Source organism: Caballeronia sp. LZ032 (assembly GCF_031451315.1).
Lineage (GTDB): Bacteria > Pseudomonadota > Gammaproteobacteria > Burkholderiales > Burkholderiaceae > Caballeronia.
In genome coordinates this window covers 126,949-146,542 of sequence record NZ_JARUXP010000001.1, presented here as the reverse complement: position 1 = coordinate 146,542, position 19,594 = coordinate 126,949, and the positions used below count along the sequence as shown (strand labels likewise).

The window sequence follows — 19,594 nt, the reverse complement described above, 5'->3', positions numbered from 1 at the left end:
TCACGATCAGCTCCCCGCTTTAGCCATCTTCTCGAGAATCTTGGTCAGCTTCTCGTCGAGCGTCGCGGCGGTGAAGGGCTTCACCACATAACCGTTCGCGCCGGCCTGGGCCGCCGCGATGATGTTCTCCTTCTTCGACTCGGCGGTGACCATCAGCACCGGCAGATGCGCGAGCGCCGCGTCGGCGCGGATCTGCTGCAGCATCGCCAGGCCGTCGAGGTTCGGCATGTTCCAGTCGGTGATCACGAAGTCGAAGCCGCCGCCGCGCAGACGCGCAAGACCGGCCGCGCCGTCTTCGGCTTCATCGACGTTCCCGTAACCCAGCTCCTTGAGCAGGTTACGCACGATACGGCGCATCGTCGGAAAATCGTCGACGACGAGGATCTTCATGTTCTTGTCCATCATTACTCCCGTGTGTTCTCAATGCGGCTGCGCCGCTCAATCCAAAAAACTCAGACGCGCTGCACGCGTTCGCCCATCGAGGCGAGCCGCGCCATGACGCGGCGGCTCATTTCCGTCAGCGGCGCGACTTCGCTCGCGCCACCCATTGCAATTGCTTCGCGCGGCATGCCGAACACCACGCAACTCGCTTCGTCCTGTGCCAGCGTGTACGCGCCCGCCTGCTGCATCTCGAGCAGACCGGCGGCGCCGTCGCGGCCCATGCCGGTCAGGATCACGCCGATCGCGTTCTTGCCCGCGTGCTGCGCCGCCGAATGGAACAGCACGTCGACCGATGGCCGGTGCCGGTTCACCGGCGGCGCATCCGAGAGATGCGCGACGTAGTTCGCGCCGCTGCGCGCAAGCACGAGGTGCGCATGACCCGGTGCGATGTACGCATGGCCCGGCAACACGCGCTCGCCGTGTTCCGCTTCCTTCACGGTGATGCGGCACAGGCCGTTCAGACGCTGCGCGAACGACTTCGTGAAACCCGGCGGCATGTGCTGCGCGATCATGACCGCGGGCGCGTCGGGCGGCAGCGGCGTCAGCACTTCGCGGATCGCCTCGGTGCCGCCCGTCGAGGCGCCGACGATCACGAGCTTTTCCGTCGAGACAAGCGGATTGTTGAAATGCGGCGCCGGCTTGTGCGGGCTCGCCTGCGCCGGCGCGCTCGCCGGATGCGCGTGCTGCCTGACGCGTGCGCGCGACGCGGCGCGGATCTTGTCGGCGAGTTTCTCGGCATAGTCGAGCATGCCGTCGCGAATGCCGACCTTCGGCTTCGTGACGAAATCGACCGCGCCGAGTTCGAGTGCGCGCAGCGTGATCTCGTTGCCGCGCTCCGTCAGCGACGACACCATCACGACCGGCATCGGCCGCAGGCGCATCAGCTTCTCGAGGAAATCGAGACCGTCCATGCGCGGCATTTCGACGTCGAGCGTCAGCACGTCCGGGTTATGCAGCTTGATGAGTTCGCGCGCGACGAGCGGGTCCGGCGCGGTTGCGCACACCTGCATGTCGGGTTGCGAATTGATGATCTCGGTCATCAGGCTGCGCACGAGCGCGGAGTCATCGACGCACAGCACCTTGATCTTCGGCGCAGCGGATGTTTTTGCGGGGATCGCGTGATTCAGGCTCATGCTTCCTCCGGCGTTTTCGCGCCGCGCAGGCTGCGGGCCGCATTGCCGAACAGTTCCACGCGCGGCTTCGCGAGCGTGCTTGCCGAAGTGGTAAAGAGTTCGACGCGCGGTTTGGCAGCGCCGGCATTCGACTGGAACAGTTCGACACGGGCACGCGCCCGGGCGAGCCGTTCGGCGCGCTCTTCCGGCGTGCGCTGCACCAGCGCCTGCTCGCGCTCGACCACGACGGGGTCGTGCTGCGTCTTCAGTTTCTTGACCATGACCTGACCCGAACGCGGCATGAACGCGACCTTGCGCGGATGCATGCCCTGCAGGTCTTCCGCCACGATGCGGATCTTTTCCAGCGCGAGGTAGCGGCGCACGAACTCCGAGTTGCGGTCGCCAATGTTGATCGTGGTCATGCCCGCGAGCACCGCGCCGCCGCCGAACACCTTCGCCTCGAAACGCTCGCGCCGCCCGCCCCGCTTGATGAGTTCGTTGATGAGCACTTCCATCGCGTAGGCGCCGTAACGCATCGAATCGGAAGACGCATGCGATGCATCGGAACCGTCGTCGGGCAGCATGAAATGATTCATGCCGCCGATGCCCGCCGTGCGGTCGTTGATGCACGCCGCCACGCACGAGCCGAGCACGGTGACGAGGACCATGTCCTCGCTCGTCATGTAGAACTCGTTGGGCAGCAGCTTGACGCCCGGCTTCTTGAAGTGATTGTCGTAATAGAGATTCGACGCGATCGGCAGTCCGCTCATGCCGCCTCTCCCGCCAGCGCGCGTGCGCTCTTCGACGCCGTGCCCGGTTTGGCGTCGCGCGCCAGTTCGTACACGGTCTGGCCGCGCAGCCTGAAGGCCTGCGACACATACGTGAAGTTCTCCGAATGCCCCGCAAACAGCAGCGCACCCGGTTTCATCAAGGGCTCGAAGCGCGACAGCACCTGGCCTTGCGTCGGCTTGTCGAAGTAGATCATCACGTTGCGGCAGAAGATGACGTCGAACGGGCCTTTCACATCGTAGCGCGCATCGGTCAGGTTCACGCGGCCGAAGTTCACCATCGCGCGCAGCTCGGGACGCACCTTCACGAGGCCCCCATGCGAACCCGTGCCCTTCAGGAAGAAGCGCTTCAGGCGCTCGACCGGCATTGCCTTGACCTGGTCCAGCGAATACACGCCCGCATCTGCCTTGGCCAGCACCTGGCTGTCGATGTCGCTTGCGAACACCGTGCATTGGCGCGCTGCGTGTTCGCCCAGCGCTTCGACCAGCGTCATCGCGATCGAATACGGCTCCTCGCCGGTGGACGCCGCCGAGCACCACACCGAGAACGGCTGCGGCCGGCGCTTGACGAACTCGGACAGGATCGGAAAGTGATGCGACTCGCGGAAGAACGCGGTGAGGTTCGTGGTCAGCGCATTGACGAAGGCTTCCCACTCGGCGTTGTCCTCGTGGGTTTCGAGGCGGTCGAGATAATGCTTGAACGTGTCGATGCCGCACGCCCGCAGACGGCGCGCGAGACGGCTGTAGGCCATGTCGCGCTTGTGGTCCGAGAGCGAGATGCCCGCGCGCCGGTGAATCAGCTCGCGGATGCGGGCGAAGTCCGCCGCCGTGAATTCGAAATCGCGCTCGACTTCGCCGCGCACAGGGGCAGGCAAATCGAGGCGCGGGTTGCGCGTGGCCGTCATGATGATTCGTGCTTCCCCGGCATCGCTGCCGATGCCTGATGTGGCGTGTCCGTCGCGCTCGCAAACCGCGTGGCGTGCGAAGACCCTGCGCCCGCGCGACGTCCTGGCATTCCGAAGAAACGCTGCTCGTCGATGGTGTCGCGCGCTGCCTGCATGGTCGTTCCGTTTCGCACTTGATTGAATGAAGGCTTGGATGAAGGCTTAGAAGGTTTCCCAGTCGCCGTCGTCGGCGGTCGCCGCCTTGACGCGCGGCGCGGGCATTGCTGCCGGTACGCTTTTGCGCGGCGCGGGAGCGGCCACTTTCTTCGCCGGTTCCTTCGCAGCTACCTTCGCAACTTCCTTGATAACGGCCGCTTCCGTCACGACGTTAGGCTCCGCCACAACTTTCGCGGAGTGGGACGGCTTCGACGGCTTGAACGCGGTCTTTGCAACAGCGGGCCGAGCCGGCGTCGGCTCGATGCGCGCAGCCGGCGTGAGCCGGGCGGCGGCCGTCGTGGCGCTGCCGCGCACGGGCGCGGCGCCCTCGACACGCCATTGCGCGACAACGCCCTTCAACTGACGCGTCTGCTCTTCGAGCGACGCGGCAGCAGCCGCCGCCTGCTCGACGAGCGCGGCGTTCTGCTGAGTCACGCTGTCCATCTGCGTGACGGCGCGGTTGACCTGCTCGATGCCGTCGGACTGTTCCTCCGACGCCGCGCTGATCTCGCCCATGATGTCGGTCACGCGGCGCACGGCCTGCACGATCTCGCCCATCGTGGCGCCGGCACGCGCCACGAGTTCCGTGCCGCTATCCACCTTGGCCGACGAGTCGCCGATCAGCGCCTTGATCTCCTTGGCCGCCGCCGCGCTGCGCTGCGCGAGCGAACGCACTTCGCCCGCGACCACCGCGAAACCGCGGCCTTCCTCGCCGGCGCGCGCCGCTTCCACGGCCGCGTTCAATGCAAGAATGTTGGTCTGGAACGCGATGCCCTCGATCACGCCGATGATGTCGACGACCTTGCTCGAACTCGACGCGATCGCATGCATGGTGTCGACGACCTGCTCGACCACCTCGCCGCCGCGCGATGCGATATCCGATGCATTCACCGCCAGCTGGCTCGCCTGGCGTGCGTTGTCGGCGTTCTGCTTCACCGTGCTGGTGAGCTGTTCCATGCTCGACGCCGTTTCCTGCAGCGATGCCGCCTGCTCTTCCGTGCGTTGTGAAAGATCCGTGTTGCCGCTCGCGATTTCGTGCGCGCCGACATCGATCGATTCCGCACCGCGATGCACCGCGCCCACCATCGTGGTCAGGTTGCCGCGCATGCGTTCGATGCCCGCGAACAGGCGGCCGATCTCATTGCCCTGGTCGCTGTGCGCGGTGTGCGTGAGGTCGCCGTTCGAGATGCGGTCGAAATGCTCGACCGCCTCGTTGATCGGCTTGACGATCAGGCTCGCCAGCGCCATGCGCGTGCCGATCAGCATCAGCACCGCCAGCGCAAGCACCGCGCCGATCGTCACGTTGAGCGCGGCGACATGCGACGCCGTGCTCGCACGCGCGCTTTCGGCATGATCCTGCTGCGCGGCGACGGCAGTCGTCACGGCCTGGTCGAAGGCGACGAACATCGGGCTGATCTTCGTGTCGGCGATCGCGTGATACGCGGCCATGTCCTTGGCGCGGATCGCGGCGAACTCCGGCTCCACGCCCGTCTTGAGCAGCGCGTCGTGCTGCGTGACGAGCGCGTCGAGAATGTCCTTCGGCAGCGTCGGCTTCGACGTGTCGAGATAGAGCTTCCAGTTCTCGTTGCTTTTGCCGAGCAGATACTGGCCGCGTTCGATTGCCTTCTGCGCTTCCGCATCGTTACCCGCTTCAGCGAGCGAACGCACGCGGTCGAGCGTGACGCGCGAGCGCAGCAGATACGACGAGGTTTCGGACAGCGCGCGCATCGCGGTCATGTCCTGCTGCGCGAGCGACGTGAGCGCGGAGTTCGCAGCGTTGAGACCGGTGAGCGCGAGCGCGCCGATCACCGCCGCGCAGCCGGCGAACAGGAGACCGACGAGCGTGAGCGTCGTGCGGATCGACAACTTCTTCAGCATGGCTTCGTTCCTGCTTGGCTAAGTGCGTTTCATGCGCCGACGGCGTCGATCAATTCCATCTCGCGGCTCGTCATGAGCTTCTCGATGTCCATCAGGATCAGCATGCGGCCCTCGACGGTGCCGAGGCCCGTCAGGTATTCGGTGGCCAGCGTGCCGCCGAATTCCGGCGCGGGCATCACCTGTTCTGCCGTGAGCGTGAGCACGTCGGAGACGCCGTCCACCACCATGCCCACCACGCGATGCGCGACGTTCAGGATGATCACGACGGTCTGGTTGTCGTAGTCGACCCGGCCGAGGTTGAACTTGATGCGCATGTCGACGATCGGCACGATGATGCCGCGCAGGTTGATCACGCCCTTGATGAAGGCGGGCGCGTTGGCGATGCGCGTGACGTTGTCGTAGCCGCGGATCTCCTGCACCTTGAGAATGTCGATGCCGTATTCCTCGGCGCCGAGCGTGAAGACGAGGAATTCCTGTCCGGCGGCTTCGGCCTGTTGCGCGTCGCGGCGCATGGCGCTCGACGGCGCTGCGTTGATCGATTGAATGTCTGCCACGAGAGCTCCCTGTGTCTTTCGTCTGGTCGGGTAGTGTTAATGTGCGTGCGCGCCGTGCTGGACGCGCGACTCGCGATTGAGCGCGGCCACGTCGACAATCAGCGCGACGCTGCCGTCGCCCAGGATGGTCGCCGCGGAAATGCCGTGCACCTTGCGGTAATTCGTTTCGAGGTTCTTGACCACCACCTGCTGCTGGCCGACGAGTTCGTCGATCAGCATCGCGAAGCGGCGTCCTTCCGTCTGCATGATGGTGACGATGCCCTGGGTCGGTTCGGTGCGCGCGCCTTCGACGTCGAACACACTGTGCAGCGCGACCAGCGGCAGGTATTCGCCGCGCACGCGCACCACGCGTTCGCCGTTGGCGACCGTGTAGATGTCCTCGGCCACCGGCTGCAGCGACTCCATCACGAAGTTGAGCGGCAGGATGAAGATCTCGTTGCCCACCTTGACCGACATGCCGTCGAGGATCGCGAGCGTGAGCGGCAGCACGATCTTCGTCGTCGTGCCCGCGCCCTGGCGCGAGCTGATCTCGACGTGACCGCCCATCGACTGGATGTTGCGCTTGACCACATCCATGCCGACGCCCCGGCCGGAGATGTCCGTCACCTGTTCGGCGGTCGAGAAGCCCGGCATGAAGATGAGTTGCCAGACTTCTTCGTCGCTCATCGATTCGGACACTTGCATGCCCTGCTTCTGCGCCTTCGCGAGAATCTTGTCGCGGCGCAGGCCGGCGCCGTCGTCGCTCACTTCGATCACGATATTGCCGCCGTGATGCGCCGCCGACAGCACGAGCTGGCCGGTCGCGGACTTGCCCGCCGCACGGCGCGCTTCCATGGTTTCGATGCCATGGTCGAGCGAGTTGCGCACGAGGTGCGTGAGCGGATCGATGATGCGTTCGATCAGGCTCTTGTCGAGTTCGGTCGCCTGACCGAACGTGACGAGTTCCACTTCCTTGCCGAGCTTGCCGGCAATGTCGCGCACGAGGCGCGGGAAGCGGCTGAATACGTAATCCATCGGCATCATGCGGATGGACATGACGGCCTCTTGCAGGTCGCGCGCGTTGCGCTCGAGCTGCGCCATGCCGTTGAACAGACGGTCGTGCAAGGCGGGATCGAAGGTGCTGGTGGTTTCCGCGAGCATGGCCTGCGTAATCACGAGTTCGCCCACCAGGTTGATGAGCTGATCGACCTTTTCCACGCCGACGCGAATCGAGCTGCCTTCCGCCGATGCGGCGGCTTGCGGCCGCGCCTTTTTCTCGGCGTCGCCCGTTGCGGCCCTGGACGGCTGGGCGGCGGGCTGTCCCGCCGCCGTTGCCGCTTCTTGTGGTACTGCTTCGTGAGCGGCCACGGATGCAGGCGACGGTTCCGCCTGCGATTGCTTCTGCTCTTCCTGTAGCGTGGGTTGCACCGCGTGCGGCGCGGCCGCTGCCGGCTGCGCCTCGATGGCTTGCGCCGCGCCGTCGCCCCGGCCGATCGTGATCTGCGTTTCATCGATCACGAAGCAGCACACGGCGACGATATCGTCGGCGGGAACGTCCGAGTCGAGCCATACGACGTACTCGGCATCCGCCTTCTGTTCCCCGACGATGCTTCCCAGATTCCCCAACTCCTCGATCAGAGTCGTCAGGTCCTTCTCGCCCACCCCCCGTAGCGTAATTTTCAGGTGGGGTCCAACTTCCGCGCGCGGCGCGCCGGTGTGTCCCGGCGTCGCATCAGCGACGGTTCCTGCATGTGTGACGCCGTTGCTGCTGTCGGCGAGTTCGAACGCGCCGTCCCAGTTGCCGTCGTCTTCGAGAATGTCCATGGCCTGCGCCAGCACGTGCGCGGGCGGTGCGTTCGGCCCGTCGTACGCCGGCGCTGCGGCCTCGTTGTGCTCGGCGCCCGGCAACGCGGGCGGCTCGATGTGCGCCGCGACCGGCGCTACGGCCGCTACCGGCGCCACGCTGGTTTCCGCGCTCTCGTTCTTCAGGCGCTCGAGCTTCGCGCAGATCGCCGACGCCGCGGCGGCATCCGGCTCCTCGCTTGCGCGGTAGGCCGCGAGCTGATCGGAGAGCACGTCCTTGGTCGCCAGGAAGGTGTCGATCATGTCGCGGCGCAGAACGAGCTCGTTGTTGCGCGCGCGATCCAGCAGCGATTCGAGGATGTGCGTGGTTTCGGTGAGCGCGGTGAAGCCGAAGGTCGCCGCGCCGCCCTTGATGGAATGCGCCGCGCGGAAAATCGCCGCGAGGTCTTCCGGATCCGGATTCGCGATGTCGAGAACGAGCAGCAGTTGCTCCATCTGCGCGAGCAGTTCATCGGCTTCGTCGAAGAACGTCTGATAGAACTGGGTAATGTCGAGTGTCATGCTTGAGTCACCGCTGGAATGCTGTTCAATCGGCGCCGTGCTGCGCGCGTTTCAATGCTGTTTTTTGCGACGTTTTCAGTGCTGCGCGTCTTCCGAGAGCGCGGCGACCAGTTCGGTCAGCAAGTCCGGATCGAGCGGCTTCTCGATCCAGCCCGTCGCGCCCGCGCTGCGCGCCGCGTTCTTGAACGGTTCGCCGTCTTCGGTCGTGAGCACCAGGATCGGCGTCGCGCGGTACGCGTGGTTCGCGCGCAAGGCCATGATGAGATCGAGCCCGCTCTTGCCCGGCATGTGATGGTCGGTCAGCACGAGATCGAAGCGCTCGGCGAGCGCGCATTCCAACCCTTCGTCGCCGTCGGACGCGACCGTCACTGCGTAGCCGGCCACCGCCAGCGTCGCCGAGATGATTTGCCGCATCGCGGCCGAGTCATCGATTGCCAGAATGTTCTTGATCATGTTTGTCTCTTGCCGTTGCCGTGTTGACGGTCGAAACGGGTCCGGTCTTGAGGCTGTTTTTGAGGCTGTTTTTGAGGCTGTTTTTGAGGCTGTTCTTTGAGGCCGCTTTATCACGGGCTCATGCGCTCAATGCGCCGCGCTTCTCGCCGCGATGCCTGGAATCAGTTGCCCGAGCGTCGTCGGCGCTCCGTTCGCGTCCGTGCCGTTGTCGAGCGTCGCGCCCGCGCCGCCGTCGTCGCGCAGCATCGCCAGTTCCGTCTTGCGATTGAGCACGATGACGCTGATGCGCCGGTTCTCCGGATCGAACGGATCCTTCTTGTTCAGGTTTTGCGTGGACGCGAGACCCAGCACGCGCATCACCTTGACTTCGTCCATGCCGCCCGCGACCAGCTCGCGACGCGATGCGTTCGCGCGATCCGCCGACAGCTCCCAGTTGCTGTAGCCCTTCTCGCCGCCGGCGTATTTCACGGCGTCGGTGTGGCCCTGCACGACGATGCGGTTCGGCACGTCGTTCAGCGTCCGGCCGATCTCGCGCAGGATGTCGCGCATGTAGGGCTGCACGGCGTTGCTGGAGAGCGCGAACATCGGGCGCTTCTGCGTATCGACGATCTCGATGCGCAAGCCCTGCTGCGTCGCTTCGATGCGGATCTGCTGCTTGAACTGGCGCAAGGTCGGATTGGCTTCGATGGCGGCCATCAGCTTGACCTGCAGATCGTGCAGGCGCGCCTGCTCGCGGCGTTCGAGCTCGCCCTGCGCGGCCTTGAGGAGTTCTTCGTCGGTCGTGGATGATGCGCGCTGCGCGAGCCGCGTGCTGCCTTCCGAGCGGCGCGCGGCGCCCGGCTCTTCGCTGGAGATGTCGCGGCCGCCGCCCATCAGGATGCTGTTGTCCATGCCGACGGTCTTGCCGCCGACCATCGCCGCCTTGAGCGGCATGTTGAAGTATTCGGCGATGCCGCGGCGCTGCACGGGCGAGGTCGAGGAGAGCAGCCACATGAGCAGGAAGAACGCCATCATCGCGGTCATGAAGTCCGCATAGGCGAGTTTCCAGGCGCCGCCGTGATGACCCTTGGCACCCTTGCCGACGACGCGCTTGATGAAGATGGGACGTTCGCTGTCGTTGCTCATGGCTGTGTCCTGACCGAGGGATCGTGCGCGAAGCGAGGCATCACTTCGCCTTGACCCGGCGCACGTGTTCCTCGAGTTCGGCGAACGACGGACGTTCGGTCGAGAACAGCACCTTGCGGCCGAACTCCACCGCGATCGCGGGCGCGTAGCCGTTCAGGCTCGCGAGGATCGTGACCTTGATGCACTGGAACATCTTGGTCTGCTCGGCCACGCGCTGCTCGGCCACGTTGGCGAGCGGCCCGATGAAACCATAGGAAAGGAGAATGCCGAGGAAGGTGCCGACCAGCGCCTGCGCGATCATCTCGCCGAGAATGGCGGGCGGCTGGTCCGCGGAGGCCATGGTGTGCACCACGCCCATGACGGCCGCGACGATGCCGAACGCCGGCATCGCGTCGCCGACCTTGGTCAGCGCGTGCGCGGGGGCTTCGCCCTCGACGTGATGCGTTTCGATTTCCTCGTCCATGAGGCTTTCGATTTCGAACGCATTCATGTTGCCGCTGACCATGAGACGCAGGTAATCGGTCAGGAATTCGACGATGTGGTGATCCGCGAGAATTTGCGGGTACTGGCTGAAGACCGGGCTCTTGGAGGGATCCTCGATGTCGCCCTCGAGCGCCAGCGTGCCTTCCTTGCGGGCCTTCGCGAGCAGCACGTAGAGCAGGCCCATCAGCTCCATGTACATGCCCTTGTTGTACTTCGCGCCCTTGAAGAGCGTCGGGAGGACCTGGATGGTCGCCTTGATGGTCTTGACGTTGTTGCCGAGGATGAACGCGCCGACGCCCGCGCCCACGATCATCAGAATCTCGACGGGCTGCATGAGCGCGCCGAGGTGTCCGCCTTCGATGGCATAGCCGCCGAACACGGACAGCAATGTGACGAGCGCTCCAACAAAAATCAGCACAGTCGAGTCCTCACGTTTTTGATGCGGTAAGACCGCCGTTAGGTGGTTTACGGCACTCGACTGGAAAACTTTGATGGCATGTCCGCGCCGCCGGCAAACGTTGCAATCCGCGCCGCAGAACGGGCCCGGGCGTGTGCGGCGTCAGGCCGCAAGGCTCCGCGCCGGCTCCGCCGCCGCGGCCGCTGCCAGCGTCTTGCGCGTCTTGCCGGCGCGCGACGGCGGCTGGCACAGGCCGCACACGTAGCCCGCGCGCAGTTCGTATGCATGCGCGACGAAACGTCCGCCGCAGCGGGTGCACGCGTTGGTCTGGAGCATGCCGGATTCGAAATAGCGCACCAGGGTCCAGGCGCGCGTGAGCGACAGCACGGGTTCGTCGCCGTAGAGGGCGGCGTGTTCGAGGTAGAGCCGGTAACTTTTCACGATCGCCTGGATCGTGCTCTGCGTGCCGTCGGCGCCGCCGTGTTCATGGATGAAACGATAGATGCCGTGGAACAGCGACGAATGGATGTTCGGCTGCCAGGTCATGAACCAGTCGGTCGAGAACGGCAGCATGCCCTTCGGCGGCGAAGCGCCCTTCAGTTCCTTGTAGAGCTTGATGAGCCGGTCACGCGACAGGGTCGTCTCCGCTTCGAGCAATTGCAGGCGCGCGCCCAGCTCGATCAGTTCGATCGCGAGCGTGATCTCGCGGACTTCCGCCACTACGCTTCTGGTTGCCATCGGCCGTCCGCTTCGTGCGTCAGCCGATCTGCGCGACAGGACTGTCGGCCAGCAGGATCGCCGCATGCGCCTGCGTGAGCGCCGCGCTCTTGTCCTTGTCGGCCAGCGACGAGAGGATGGTGTGGTCGTCGAAGCGGAAACGGCACAGCAGATGGCTCGACGACGCCACTTTCACGGCCTGCGCGAGCGTCAGCGAGGACAGCACCTGCGCCACCTGCTCGGACAGGCCGAGCCGGTACATCGCCGAGACGCGGTCTTCCTGCAGAAGCCGCTGGGCGAGAAGCACATACGACAGATTCACCTCGCGGATTTCCACGAGCGTACTCGTAGCGCTGTTCGTCATTTTTTCCCCGAATCGTTACGTGGCTGGTCAGGCCGGCGGGGGAACGTTTGCTCGGTTCGCTGCAGACGCGACGAAACCGGCCCCGCACGTGTTCTCTTGTGCCAGACGATTGTCGCCGATGCTCGAAGGCGCGGCTGTCGGAGAACGTGTCCGAAGCATCGCAGGATTTCAAGGAGGTTGTGTGTAGGAATTTTTCCTACACGGCGCGGAAACGGGTCGCAACGCACCTGTGGATGCAAGAACCGGATATCGGCAGCGATTCGTCTGACTTAATGGAGGTTTGACAAGTCTAAGCGCCGCGAACGCGTGCCAGTGGCGTCCGAACGTGCGGTTCGGCGCCCGGGAACGCTGCATGCTCAATACTGCCGCGCGGTCATTTTTCCAGATGTGTGATTCGTCTACATTGCTGACAACACTGCAATTTCTGACTTCGTAACAGCGATTGTTTCGCGCTGTAACAACGATAAGCGATTGAAAAATGACGTGAAATGCCGCTCTCGATCCCGATAATGAGCAGTAAGGGATAACCCGGTCGCGATGTAATCTTCATCTCCGGGCCGATCTCGGGCGGCGTCTTACCTGCGCGGCCCGCCCGAAATGGCATGTGTTGAGCGCTCGACCGGAGCGTGACTGCGATGCCTTAAATGACGCCTTCACCGGCATGGGACCCGAGCCTGACGCGAAAGCGCCCGCTCTGCCCGAAACAGGAGAGTCACGTTATGCGAATCGCACAAATTGCACCGTTGCACGAAGCAGTTCCCCCGAAGTTCTACGGCGGCACTGAGCGGGTAGTGTCGTACCTGACCGACGCACTCGTCGATCTGGGCCACGACGTCACCTTGTTCGCCAGCGGCGATTCGCAAACCAAGGCGACCCTGGAAGCCGCATGGCCGCGCGCCCTGCGTCTGGATCCGACAATCCGCGACGCTCTCGCGCCGCACATGCTGCTGCTCGAAACCGTCCGCCGCCGCGCGCACGAGTTCGACGTGCTGCATTTCCACCTTGATTACATGCCGTTCCCGCTGTTCACGCAGTTGGACACGCCGTTCGTGACGACGCTGCACGGCCGTCTCGACCTGCCAGAACTGCAGCCGATCTTCAACACGTTCACGAAGGCGAACGTGATTTCAATCTCCGACAACCAGCGCGGACCGTTGCCGCAGGCCAACTGGCTGAACACGGTGTATCACGGTCTGCCGAATGAACTGCTGACGCCGCAAACGAGCAAGAAGCCGGAATACCTGGCGTTCCTCGGCCGTATTTGCCCGGAAAAGCGTGCTGATCTGGCCATCAAGATCGCGGCGCAAAGCGGCCTGCCGCTGAAGATCGCCGCCAAGGTGGACAAGGTCGACCAGGAGTATTTCAAGACCACGATCGAGCCGCTGCTGTCGCATGCGGACGTCGAGTTCATCGGTGAGATCAACGAAGCGCAGAAGCCGGATTTCCTGTCGGGCGCCAAGGCCCTGCTGTTTCCGATCGACTGGAACGAGCCGTTTGGCCTGGTGATGATCGAATCGATGGCTTGCGGCACGCCGGTGATCGCGTTCAATCGCGGTTCGGTGCCCGAGGTGATCGACCATGGCGTGACCGGCTTCATCTGCGAGGACGTGCAAGGTGCCGTGGGCGCGTTGCAGCGTCTGGACGAACTCTCGCGCACCGAGATTCGCGCGCAGTTCGAACGCCGCTTCAGCGCGCAGACGATGGCGCAGAATTACGTCGACAGCTACACCGCCATGCTTCAGGCCGCGAAGCGTCCGGTGCTGCGCCAGGTTGCCGTCGGCTAAGCAGCCTTCCCACGCATGCGGTCTTCGATGACCGCAACGAGAACCGCCCTTCGGGGCGGTTTTTTTTCGTCTCAGGCTTGCGAAGGGGGCCGTAACCGAACAATCCTAAAATTCTTCCAGACGTGGTGAATTCGCCGATTTATCAAACAAATTTGACAATTTGCAAAATAAAGCGCGCTTAAACTGCGCTCGATGCGCTCATTCAGTGCTCTTTTCGAAACAGCGGCAATCACATTTCACGAAGGCGGAAACATGAATTTATCGAAACGTCTTGGGGCCGAAATCTTCGGTACGTTCTGGCTGATCCTGGGCGGCTGTGGAAGCGCCGTGCTTGCCGCTGCCTTTCCCGAGCTCGGGATCGGGTTCGCGGGGGTTGCGCTGGCATTCGGCCTCACCGTGCTGACCATGGCGTATGCCATCGGTCACGTGTCGGGCTGCCATCTGAATCCGGCCGTGAGCATCGGCCTGGCCACCGCGGGGCGCTTCCCCGTGCGCGATCTCGTGCCGTATATCGTTGCCCAGGTGATCGGCGCGACGTTGGGGGCGTGGGTGCTCTACCTGATCGCCATCGGCAGCCCGAGTTTCGATTTCTCGCTGAGCGGCTTCGCCGCCAATGGCTTTGGCGAGCACTCGCCGGGACATTTCACGATGATCGCCGCGCTGATCTGCGAAATCGCCATGACCTTCTTCTTTGTCTTCGTGATCCTCGGCGCCACCGACGACCGGGCGCCCAAAGGCTTCGCGCCGCTTGCCATCGGCCTGTGCCTGACGCTCATTCACCTGATCTCGATCCCGGTGACCAATACGTCGGTCAATCCCGCGCGTTCGACCAGCCAGGCGTTCTTCGTCGGCGGCTGGGCGCTGGATCAGCTGTGGCTGTTCTGGATTGCGCCCATCGTCGGCGCGATCATCGCAGGGCTCGTGTATCCCTCGCTTACGCGTCAGGCATTCCGCCAGGAGCCTTCCGAGGTCCGCAGCAACCCGAAAACGGTGGGTTTTCCGCTCGCGGAGACTGCTCGTGAAGCCGATTAAGGCTGAGCGACACGCTCTTCGAAGACTCGAACGATTAAACCGGCGCGACAAATGTAATGCCGAATTACGAAGCATGCTTATGATTTGCCGCGGCGTTAAATATCTGCTGCAGATCACATCCGTGTGAGGCCCATCTGACGGGCCTCACACGCCTACTCTCCGAATCGGAGCGTTTCATTTTCTCCTTACTTCGTCCTTGCAACCGGTAACAAGTCGTCGAAGCGTGTAAGACGCTGCGCCCGTACATTGGACTCATGCGACATACACGTCGCCTTCAAGGAGAAACACAATGAAGCGCATCGTCACTCACATGCTCGTCGCCGCCGGTCTTGCCTTGGGTGCAGTCGGCGCCGCTCAGGCTCACAGCGATCTGCACATCGGCGTGTCGCTCGGCGCGCCCGCTTATGTGGCCCCGGCTCCCGTCTATGTCCGCCCGGCTGCGCCGGCGTACCGCGCGCCGTACTACCGTCATGAAGCACCGCGCTGGCACGACGGCCGTGATCAAGGTCACTGGAATCGCACCGGCTGGGATCATCGCGGCTATGGCAACAACTGGGGACATCGCGGCTAAGCACGCGGATGCCCCACTCGCGGGAGACCACTCAAGCGCGACGGGCGGCTGGACCACACCAGCCGCCCGTCTTGCATTTCGCCGGGTCCGGCGCTCAGTCCTGCGGGTAACCCGGCGAGGCCAGCTCGTCATGAACCCCGAACAGCTTGCGCAACTGATGCGCAACCCCCGCCTCGAAATTGTTGCCGATGCGCGGCACATCGGGCAGCCGCTTGATAAGGTCCGGATTGGCGTTGTTCATCATGAACGGATGCCCTGCGGTTTCGAGAAGATCGATGTCGTTCATGTTGTCGCCGAAAGCAACGCACTGCGACGGATCGACGTCGAGCCGCTCCAGCACGAAACGCAGCGCGCGGCCTTTCGAGACGTCGGAGGTCATGACTTCTAGACAATCCGGCAGCGAATAGGTGACATACAGCGAGTCGCCAAACTCGCGCTCCAGATTCGCCGCGACTTCCTTGAGATCCGCCGGCTCGCCGATGTACAGCACCTTCGCGATGTTCTCGCCGTCGTGCTCGCGCAGATCCATCACTTCATACTTAAATCCCGAATCCTGGTGAAAGACCAGCAGTTCGGGCGCATGGCGGTCGATCAGCCAGGCGTCGTCGGCGAACAGATTCACGATGACGCGCCCATGCGTGCCCGTGAGATCCGGCTGCACGAGGCGCCGTACGGCGGCCGGGTCGAGATCGCGCGAGTAGATGCGCTGATCGCCCGGCGCATGCACGCGCGCGCCGTTCGACGTAATCAGATACGCGTCGACGCCGAGCACGTCGCGAATGCCGGCGACGTCGCGATAATGCCGTCCCGTCGCAATGACGATGGGCACGCCGCGCGCGGCCAGCGTGCGCACGGTTTCGGCGGTGAAGGGATCGAGCTGGTGGTCGCTGTTCAGAAGCGTGCCGTCGAGATCGGTTGCAATGGCCGAGTACATGCCTGCCTTTGTCGTGGGCTCAGGCGCCGGGTGCGCTGCGTACACTGCATACCTGGTTGCGCGCGCCCTGTGCGGAGCGATGAGCGGAGGGAACCTGCCGCGAAGTGCGCCATTTTATCGCGCAGTGCCGGCTGCCTCTCCGGACTCGGACGCCGCCCGGCGCGCCAGTTCAAGCGCGCCCGCAGCCGAATCCGCACGCGGCGCGCGCATCCGCTCACGCAGATCAAGCGAAACAAACGGTTCGTATGGAACGGCGAGCCCGCCGCACAAGGCAATCGGCAAGGCGCCGTGCGGGTCGAGCGCGGCCACGAGCGCTTCGATTTCCTGGCCGGCCTGCGCGAGCAACCGTGCGGCGGCGGGATGATCGCGAAACGCAAAGACGCTGGGTGCGAGCGTGGCGTAGGCGGTCTGGTTCGCGTTGCACAGCCACACGACGAGACTGTCGCGATCCGTCGCGCCGGTTCGGGCGAGCAATTCACGAGACCAGCCGTCTTCTGCGGCACGGCCGTCGAGCACGCGCTGCAGATGAACCACTGCGCGCAGCCCGAGCCAGGCACCGCTGGCCTCGTCGCCGCTCGGAAAACCGTAGCCGCCGGCTATGCGACACACTCCTTCCTGATCCAGCGAAGCCGCGATGCTGCCCGTGCCCAGTGCGACGATCACGCCAGGTTCGCCGCCATGTGCGCCGACCACGGTGGTGTAGGCGTCGCTCTCGACACGCAACGCGCGCACTTCGGGCGCGGCCGCGAGAAAGCCCGCGAGCCAATCGGCATTGTTCACGCCGGCGAGGCCGCAGCCGAGTGCGCAAGCACGCCAGTCGAACGGCAGCGCCGCGTTGGTGAACGCGCTACGGCATGCGTCCTCGATGGATTTCCACGCCCGCTCGACGCCGAGCCCGAGACCCGACGGGCCGCCGCTGGCGCGTGCGAGCTCAACGCCATGCGCGTCCGCGAGGATCACGCGTGTACCGCTGCCGCCGCCATCAATGCCGAGCAGGAATGCGTCAGTTGCCGTGGAGGAAGTCAAAGTCGAAATGGATTTCATGGACGCCAGCTTACCGGCCGCGGCGGCCTGCGCCAATTAGCCGAATGGACGAGGTGGCGGGACGAGAACGTTCCGCTATGCTGACGCGACCTTGATGACCACCGGGAACCGCACATGGCAGACACCCAACCCGCCCGCTGCGCGTGGGCAACCACCGACGCGATGATCGACTACCACGACCATGAATGGGGCGTGCCGTCGCGCGACGACCAGCATCTGTTCGAGATGCTGGTACTCGAGGGCGCGCAGGCGGGATTGTCCTGGTCGACCATCCTCAACAAGCGCGACGGATACCGCGCCTTGTTCGCGAATTTCGACATCGGGCGCGTGGCACGCTTCACGGATGAGGACATCGAGCGGCTCGTGCAGGACGCGCGCATCGTGCGCAATCGCGCGAAGGTGACGTCAGCGGTGCTCAACGCGCGCGCGGTCCTGCAGATCCAGAAAGAGCACGGGTCGTTCGCGGAGTTCATCTGGTCGTTTGTCGACGGCGTCACCATCGATACCCCGCGCGACGCGAAGCATCCCACGCCCGCCTCGACACCCGAGTCGGATGCCCTGAGCCGCGCCCTCAAGCAGTACGGCTGCAAATTCGTCGGCACGACCATCTGCTATGCCTTCATGCAAGCGACTGGCATGGTCAACGATCACGCGGCCGAATGCATCGCGCGGACCTTTGCCAGAACCAGACGCAAGAGCGCGTCGCCAAGGTCGAAGTGAAGTTCAACACGCGCGGCAAGTTTTAGCTGTTTTGGCCACATTTTCGAGGGCGATTGTTCTTTGCTAGGGAAAGTCCTGATGGAAGCGTGTTTTTTTGCAGTGAAGCACGCGCGAAACCCCGAACAGCAAGGCATTTGACCGGGTTTTCCGCACTGCACGAACGTACGGTACGTGTAAAAATGGCGTCCTCGCGTGCGCTGGCGCACCTTTTTACCGGGCCGAACCGTTATAAAGACGGTGTACGGATCGTTCATCGAGTGTAGAAATCCGACGCGAGCACACAGGGCGACAGTGAGACCGAACGCCCAGGCCGGGAAAAGCGCCGTGTTCGAAGCAGTGACCGGAGGGCATCAGCGTTTTTTTATGTTGCTGGACATCGCAACAACGCCGCCGTTCCGGAGCAGCAGGTGCAGGTTCTCGAATTCAAACGCATGGCCGCTGCGCAGGGGCGCAGGGGAGAAGATCATGAAAAGCTTGAACTTCCTGACCCATCAGGAGATTTTCAACAGCGCCGTACAGCATCTGTTCATGCAGGGACAAGCCGCATTGCTCCCGCATGGCGGCGGCGCCTATCGCGGTTACTGCGGCGGCTGCCCTGTCGGCCGGTTCATCAGGCCGCGCGACTACATCACGGCGATGGAAGGCGTGCCCATCCGCTACATCGCAAAACCGCCCGAGCATGTGCCGGCCTATATGGATGTCGGTGTCGCGGCGCTCAAGCGCGCGCTGCTACGTGCGCGCATCAACGTGTTCGATCCCAATACCGTCGAATTGCTCTCTTGCCTGCAGAACGTGCACGACGTCTTCGGCAAGTGGGAATGGCGCGAGCGTCTTTCGTCGATCGCACGTCAGTTCGGGCTTTCCGCCGAACTTCTGAAAACGGCTGCCTGAGCACAGTAGGTGTAGTGATGTTGAGCCCGATGAAGATGTTGAGCCCGAAGGACATTTACGACCGCGTCAGCACGCATTTGCTGACCCAGCGCGCGGTGTCCGAAGATGACAATGGATCCTGCCGCCTGCGCAGCCCGGAAGGCCGCAAGTGCGCGATTGGTTCGCTCGTGCGTGACGATCTGTACGAGGCGGCGCTGGAAGGTGTCGGCATTTCCTACTACCGGCATGCGCAGGATGGCGAGCTGATGCGCGCGCTCTACGCGTCGAATGTGAACGCCTACGATCCCAACATCATTGATTTGCTGATCGAACTCGAACAGGTTCACGACGACGCCGACGTGGAAGAGTGGCCGCATCTGCTGGCGGCGCTCGGCAGGCGGCACGCGTTCGTCTGACGCCGGTTTCTCTCACGTACAAGCAACAAGGCGGTGCGCCCTCACGGGTCGCACCGCCTTTTTGCCATGCAAGCCGAGGAATTGCGGCTCCCCGACTTGCACGCGATGCTTAGTGCATCTTCTTCGGCAGCATCTGGCTGCGCAGGCGCTTGCGCAGACGCGCGACGGCAGCTGCCTTCTTGCGCTTGCGCGCGGTGGTCGGCTTTTCGTACGACTGGCGCTCGCGCAGTTCGGCGATGGTGCCGTTGCGCTCGATGGTGCGGCGGAAACGCCGAATCGCGACATCGAACGGCTCGTTTTCTTTGAGGACGATAGTAGTCATGTAAATCCTGGTTTGCTAAACGTATTTCTAAGCGCGCGACGACAAAATCGCCGCGCCCCGGCACTCCGATCGTCCACCGGACGCGGCGCTGGATCACACCAGACAGCGCGCCGCGACGGACACGAGCAAAGCGGCCACGGAGGCCG

At 63.9% G+C, this 19,594-nt stretch carries 21 protein-coding genes; 6 read left to right on the top strand and 15 right to left on the bottom strand.

The features are described 5' to 3' along the window. Positions 1-6: 6 nt before the first annotated feature. The 12 genes from cheY to flhD form a co-directional block, all read right to left on the bottom strand. Entirely contained in the window at positions 7-402 is a 396-nt protein-coding gene (cheY, locus tag QCE69_RS00670; RefSeq protein ID WP_309913322.1) for a chemotaxis response regulator CheY, read from the bottom strand. 50 nt (positions 403-452) lie between these two features. Further along, a complete protein-coding gene (locus QCE69_RS00665; RefSeq protein ID WP_309913319.1) occupies positions 453-1,574 on the bottom strand; it encodes a chemotaxis response regulator protein-glutamate methylesterase in 1,122 nt (373 codons plus the stop codon). Beyond that, a complete protein-coding gene (gene cheD, locus QCE69_RS00660) occupies positions 1,571-2,323 on the bottom strand; it encodes a chemoreceptor glutamine deamidase CheD (protein WP_309928919.1) in 753 nt (250 codons plus the stop codon). Before cheD ends, QCE69_RS00665 begins: the two co-directional genes overlap by 4 nt. Continuing rightward, positions 2,320-3,246 (bottom strand): CheR family methyltransferase, encoded by a 927-nt coding sequence (locus QCE69_RS00655; protein WP_309928916.1) that lies wholly within the window; start codon positions 3,244-3,246, stop codon positions 2,320-2,322. The genes cheD and QCE69_RS00655 overlap by 4 nt, the downstream gene beginning before the upstream one ends. Before the next feature lie 201 nt (positions 3,247-3,447). Further along, on the bottom strand, positions 3,448-5,319 hold the full coding sequence (locus QCE69_RS00650) for a methyl-accepting chemotaxis protein (RefSeq protein ID WP_309928913.1): 1,872 nt from the start codon (positions 5,317-5,319) through the stop codon (positions 3,448-3,450). A 29-nt stretch (positions 5,320-5,348) separates the two neighbouring features. Then, on the bottom strand, positions 5,349-5,831 hold the full coding sequence (cheW, locus tag QCE69_RS00645) for a chemotaxis protein CheW (protein ID WP_404987344.1): 483 nt from the start codon (positions 5,829-5,831) through the stop codon (positions 5,349-5,351). Positions 5,832-5,909: 78 nt separating this feature from the next. Next, positions 5,910-8,216: a chemotaxis protein CheA gene (cheA, locus tag QCE69_RS00640; RefSeq protein ID WP_309928910.1), complete on the bottom strand. Its 2,307-nt coding sequence runs from the start codon at positions 8,214-8,216 to the stop codon at positions 5,910-5,912. A gap of 75 nt (positions 8,217-8,291) precedes the next feature. Further along, positions 8,292-8,669: a response regulator gene (locus tag QCE69_RS00635; protein WP_309928907.1), complete on the bottom strand. Its 378-nt coding sequence runs from the start codon at positions 8,667-8,669 to the stop codon at positions 8,292-8,294. A gap of 126 nt (positions 8,670-8,795) precedes the next feature. Further along, positions 8,796-9,794 carry a flagellar motor protein MotB gene (motB, locus tag QCE69_RS00630; RefSeq protein ID WP_309928904.1) on the bottom strand — a complete coding sequence of 333 codons (999 nt, stop codon included), beginning with the start codon at positions 9,792-9,794 and terminating at the stop codon, positions 8,796-8,798. A gap of 40 nt (positions 9,795-9,834) precedes the next feature. After that, a complete protein-coding gene (motA, locus tag QCE69_RS00625) occupies positions 9,835-10,695 on the bottom strand; it encodes a flagellar motor stator protein MotA (RefSeq protein ID WP_309913300.1) in 861 nt (286 codons plus the stop codon). A 141-nt stretch (positions 10,696-10,836) separates the two neighbouring features. After that, positions 10,837-11,412, bottom strand: a complete 576-nt coding sequence (gene flhC / locus QCE69_RS00620) for a flagellar transcriptional regulator FlhC (RefSeq protein ID WP_309913296.1) — start codon at positions 11,410-11,412, stop codon at positions 10,837-10,839. Between the two features lie 19 nt (positions 11,413-11,431). Then, a complete protein-coding gene (flhD, locus tag QCE69_RS00615; RefSeq protein WP_309807015.1) occupies positions 11,432-11,755 on the bottom strand; it encodes a flagellar transcriptional regulator FlhD in 324 nt (107 codons plus the stop codon). Between the two features lie 719 nt (positions 11,756-12,474). Here flhD and QCE69_RS00610 point away from each other — a divergent pair. From QCE69_RS00610 to QCE69_RS00600, 3 genes are all read left to right on the top strand, one after another. Then, positions 12,475-13,539 (top strand): glycosyltransferase family 4 protein, encoded by a 1,065-nt coding sequence (locus QCE69_RS00610; RefSeq protein ID WP_309913293.1) that lies wholly within the window; start codon positions 12,475-12,477, stop codon positions 13,537-13,539. Positions 13,540-13,791: 252 nt separating this feature from the next. After that, on the top strand, positions 13,792-14,571 hold the full coding sequence (gene aqpZ, locus QCE69_RS00605; RefSeq protein ID WP_309913291.1) for an aquaporin Z: 780 nt from the start codon (positions 13,792-13,794) through the stop codon (positions 14,569-14,571). Positions 14,572-14,860: 289 nt separating this feature from the next. Then, on the top strand, positions 14,861-15,142 hold the full coding sequence (locus QCE69_RS00600; protein ID WP_309928902.1) for a hypothetical protein: 282 nt from the start codon (positions 14,861-14,863) through the stop codon (positions 15,140-15,142). 94 nt (positions 15,143-15,236) lie between these two features. Here the strand turns inward: QCE69_RS00600 and QCE69_RS00595 are convergent, their stop codons facing one another. Beyond that, positions 15,237-16,076: a Cof-type HAD-IIB family hydrolase gene (locus QCE69_RS00595; RefSeq protein ID WP_309913286.1), complete on the bottom strand. Its 840-nt coding sequence runs from the start codon at positions 16,074-16,076 to the stop codon at positions 15,237-15,239. 114 nt (positions 16,077-16,190) lie between these two features. Continuing rightward, positions 16,191-17,120, bottom strand: a complete 930-nt coding sequence (locus QCE69_RS00590; RefSeq protein ID WP_309928899.1) for a BadF/BadG/BcrA/BcrD ATPase family protein — start codon at positions 17,118-17,120, stop codon at positions 16,191-16,193. Positions 17,121-17,234: 114 nt separating this feature from the next. Between QCE69_RS00590 and QCE69_RS00585 the strand changes: the two genes are divergently transcribed. From QCE69_RS00585 to QCE69_RS00575, 3 genes are all read left to right on the top strand, one after another. After that, positions 17,235-17,840, top strand: coding sequence for a DNA-3-methyladenine glycosylase I (locus tag QCE69_RS00585; RefSeq protein ID WP_309928898.1), 606 nt, complete (start codon positions 17,235-17,237; stop codon positions 17,838-17,840). Positions 17,841-18,305: 465 nt separating this feature from the next. Then, positions 18,306-18,731 carry a hypothetical protein gene (locus QCE69_RS00580; protein ID WP_309919520.1) on the top strand — a complete coding sequence of 142 codons (426 nt, stop codon included), beginning with the start codon at positions 18,306-18,308 and terminating at the stop codon, positions 18,729-18,731. 29 nt (positions 18,732-18,760) lie between these two features. Then, positions 18,761-19,126: a hypothetical protein gene (locus QCE69_RS00575; protein ID WP_309913280.1), complete on the top strand. Its 366-nt coding sequence runs from the start codon at positions 18,761-18,763 to the stop codon at positions 19,124-19,126. A gap of 109 nt (positions 19,127-19,235) precedes the next feature. On the opposite strand, the gene rpsU is transcribed toward QCE69_RS00575, so the two are convergent. Beyond that, entirely contained in the window at positions 19,236-19,448 is a 213-nt protein-coding gene (rpsU, locus tag QCE69_RS00570; protein ID WP_309807007.1) for a 30S ribosomal protein S21, read from the bottom strand. Positions 19,449-19,594 lie beyond the last annotated feature (146 nt).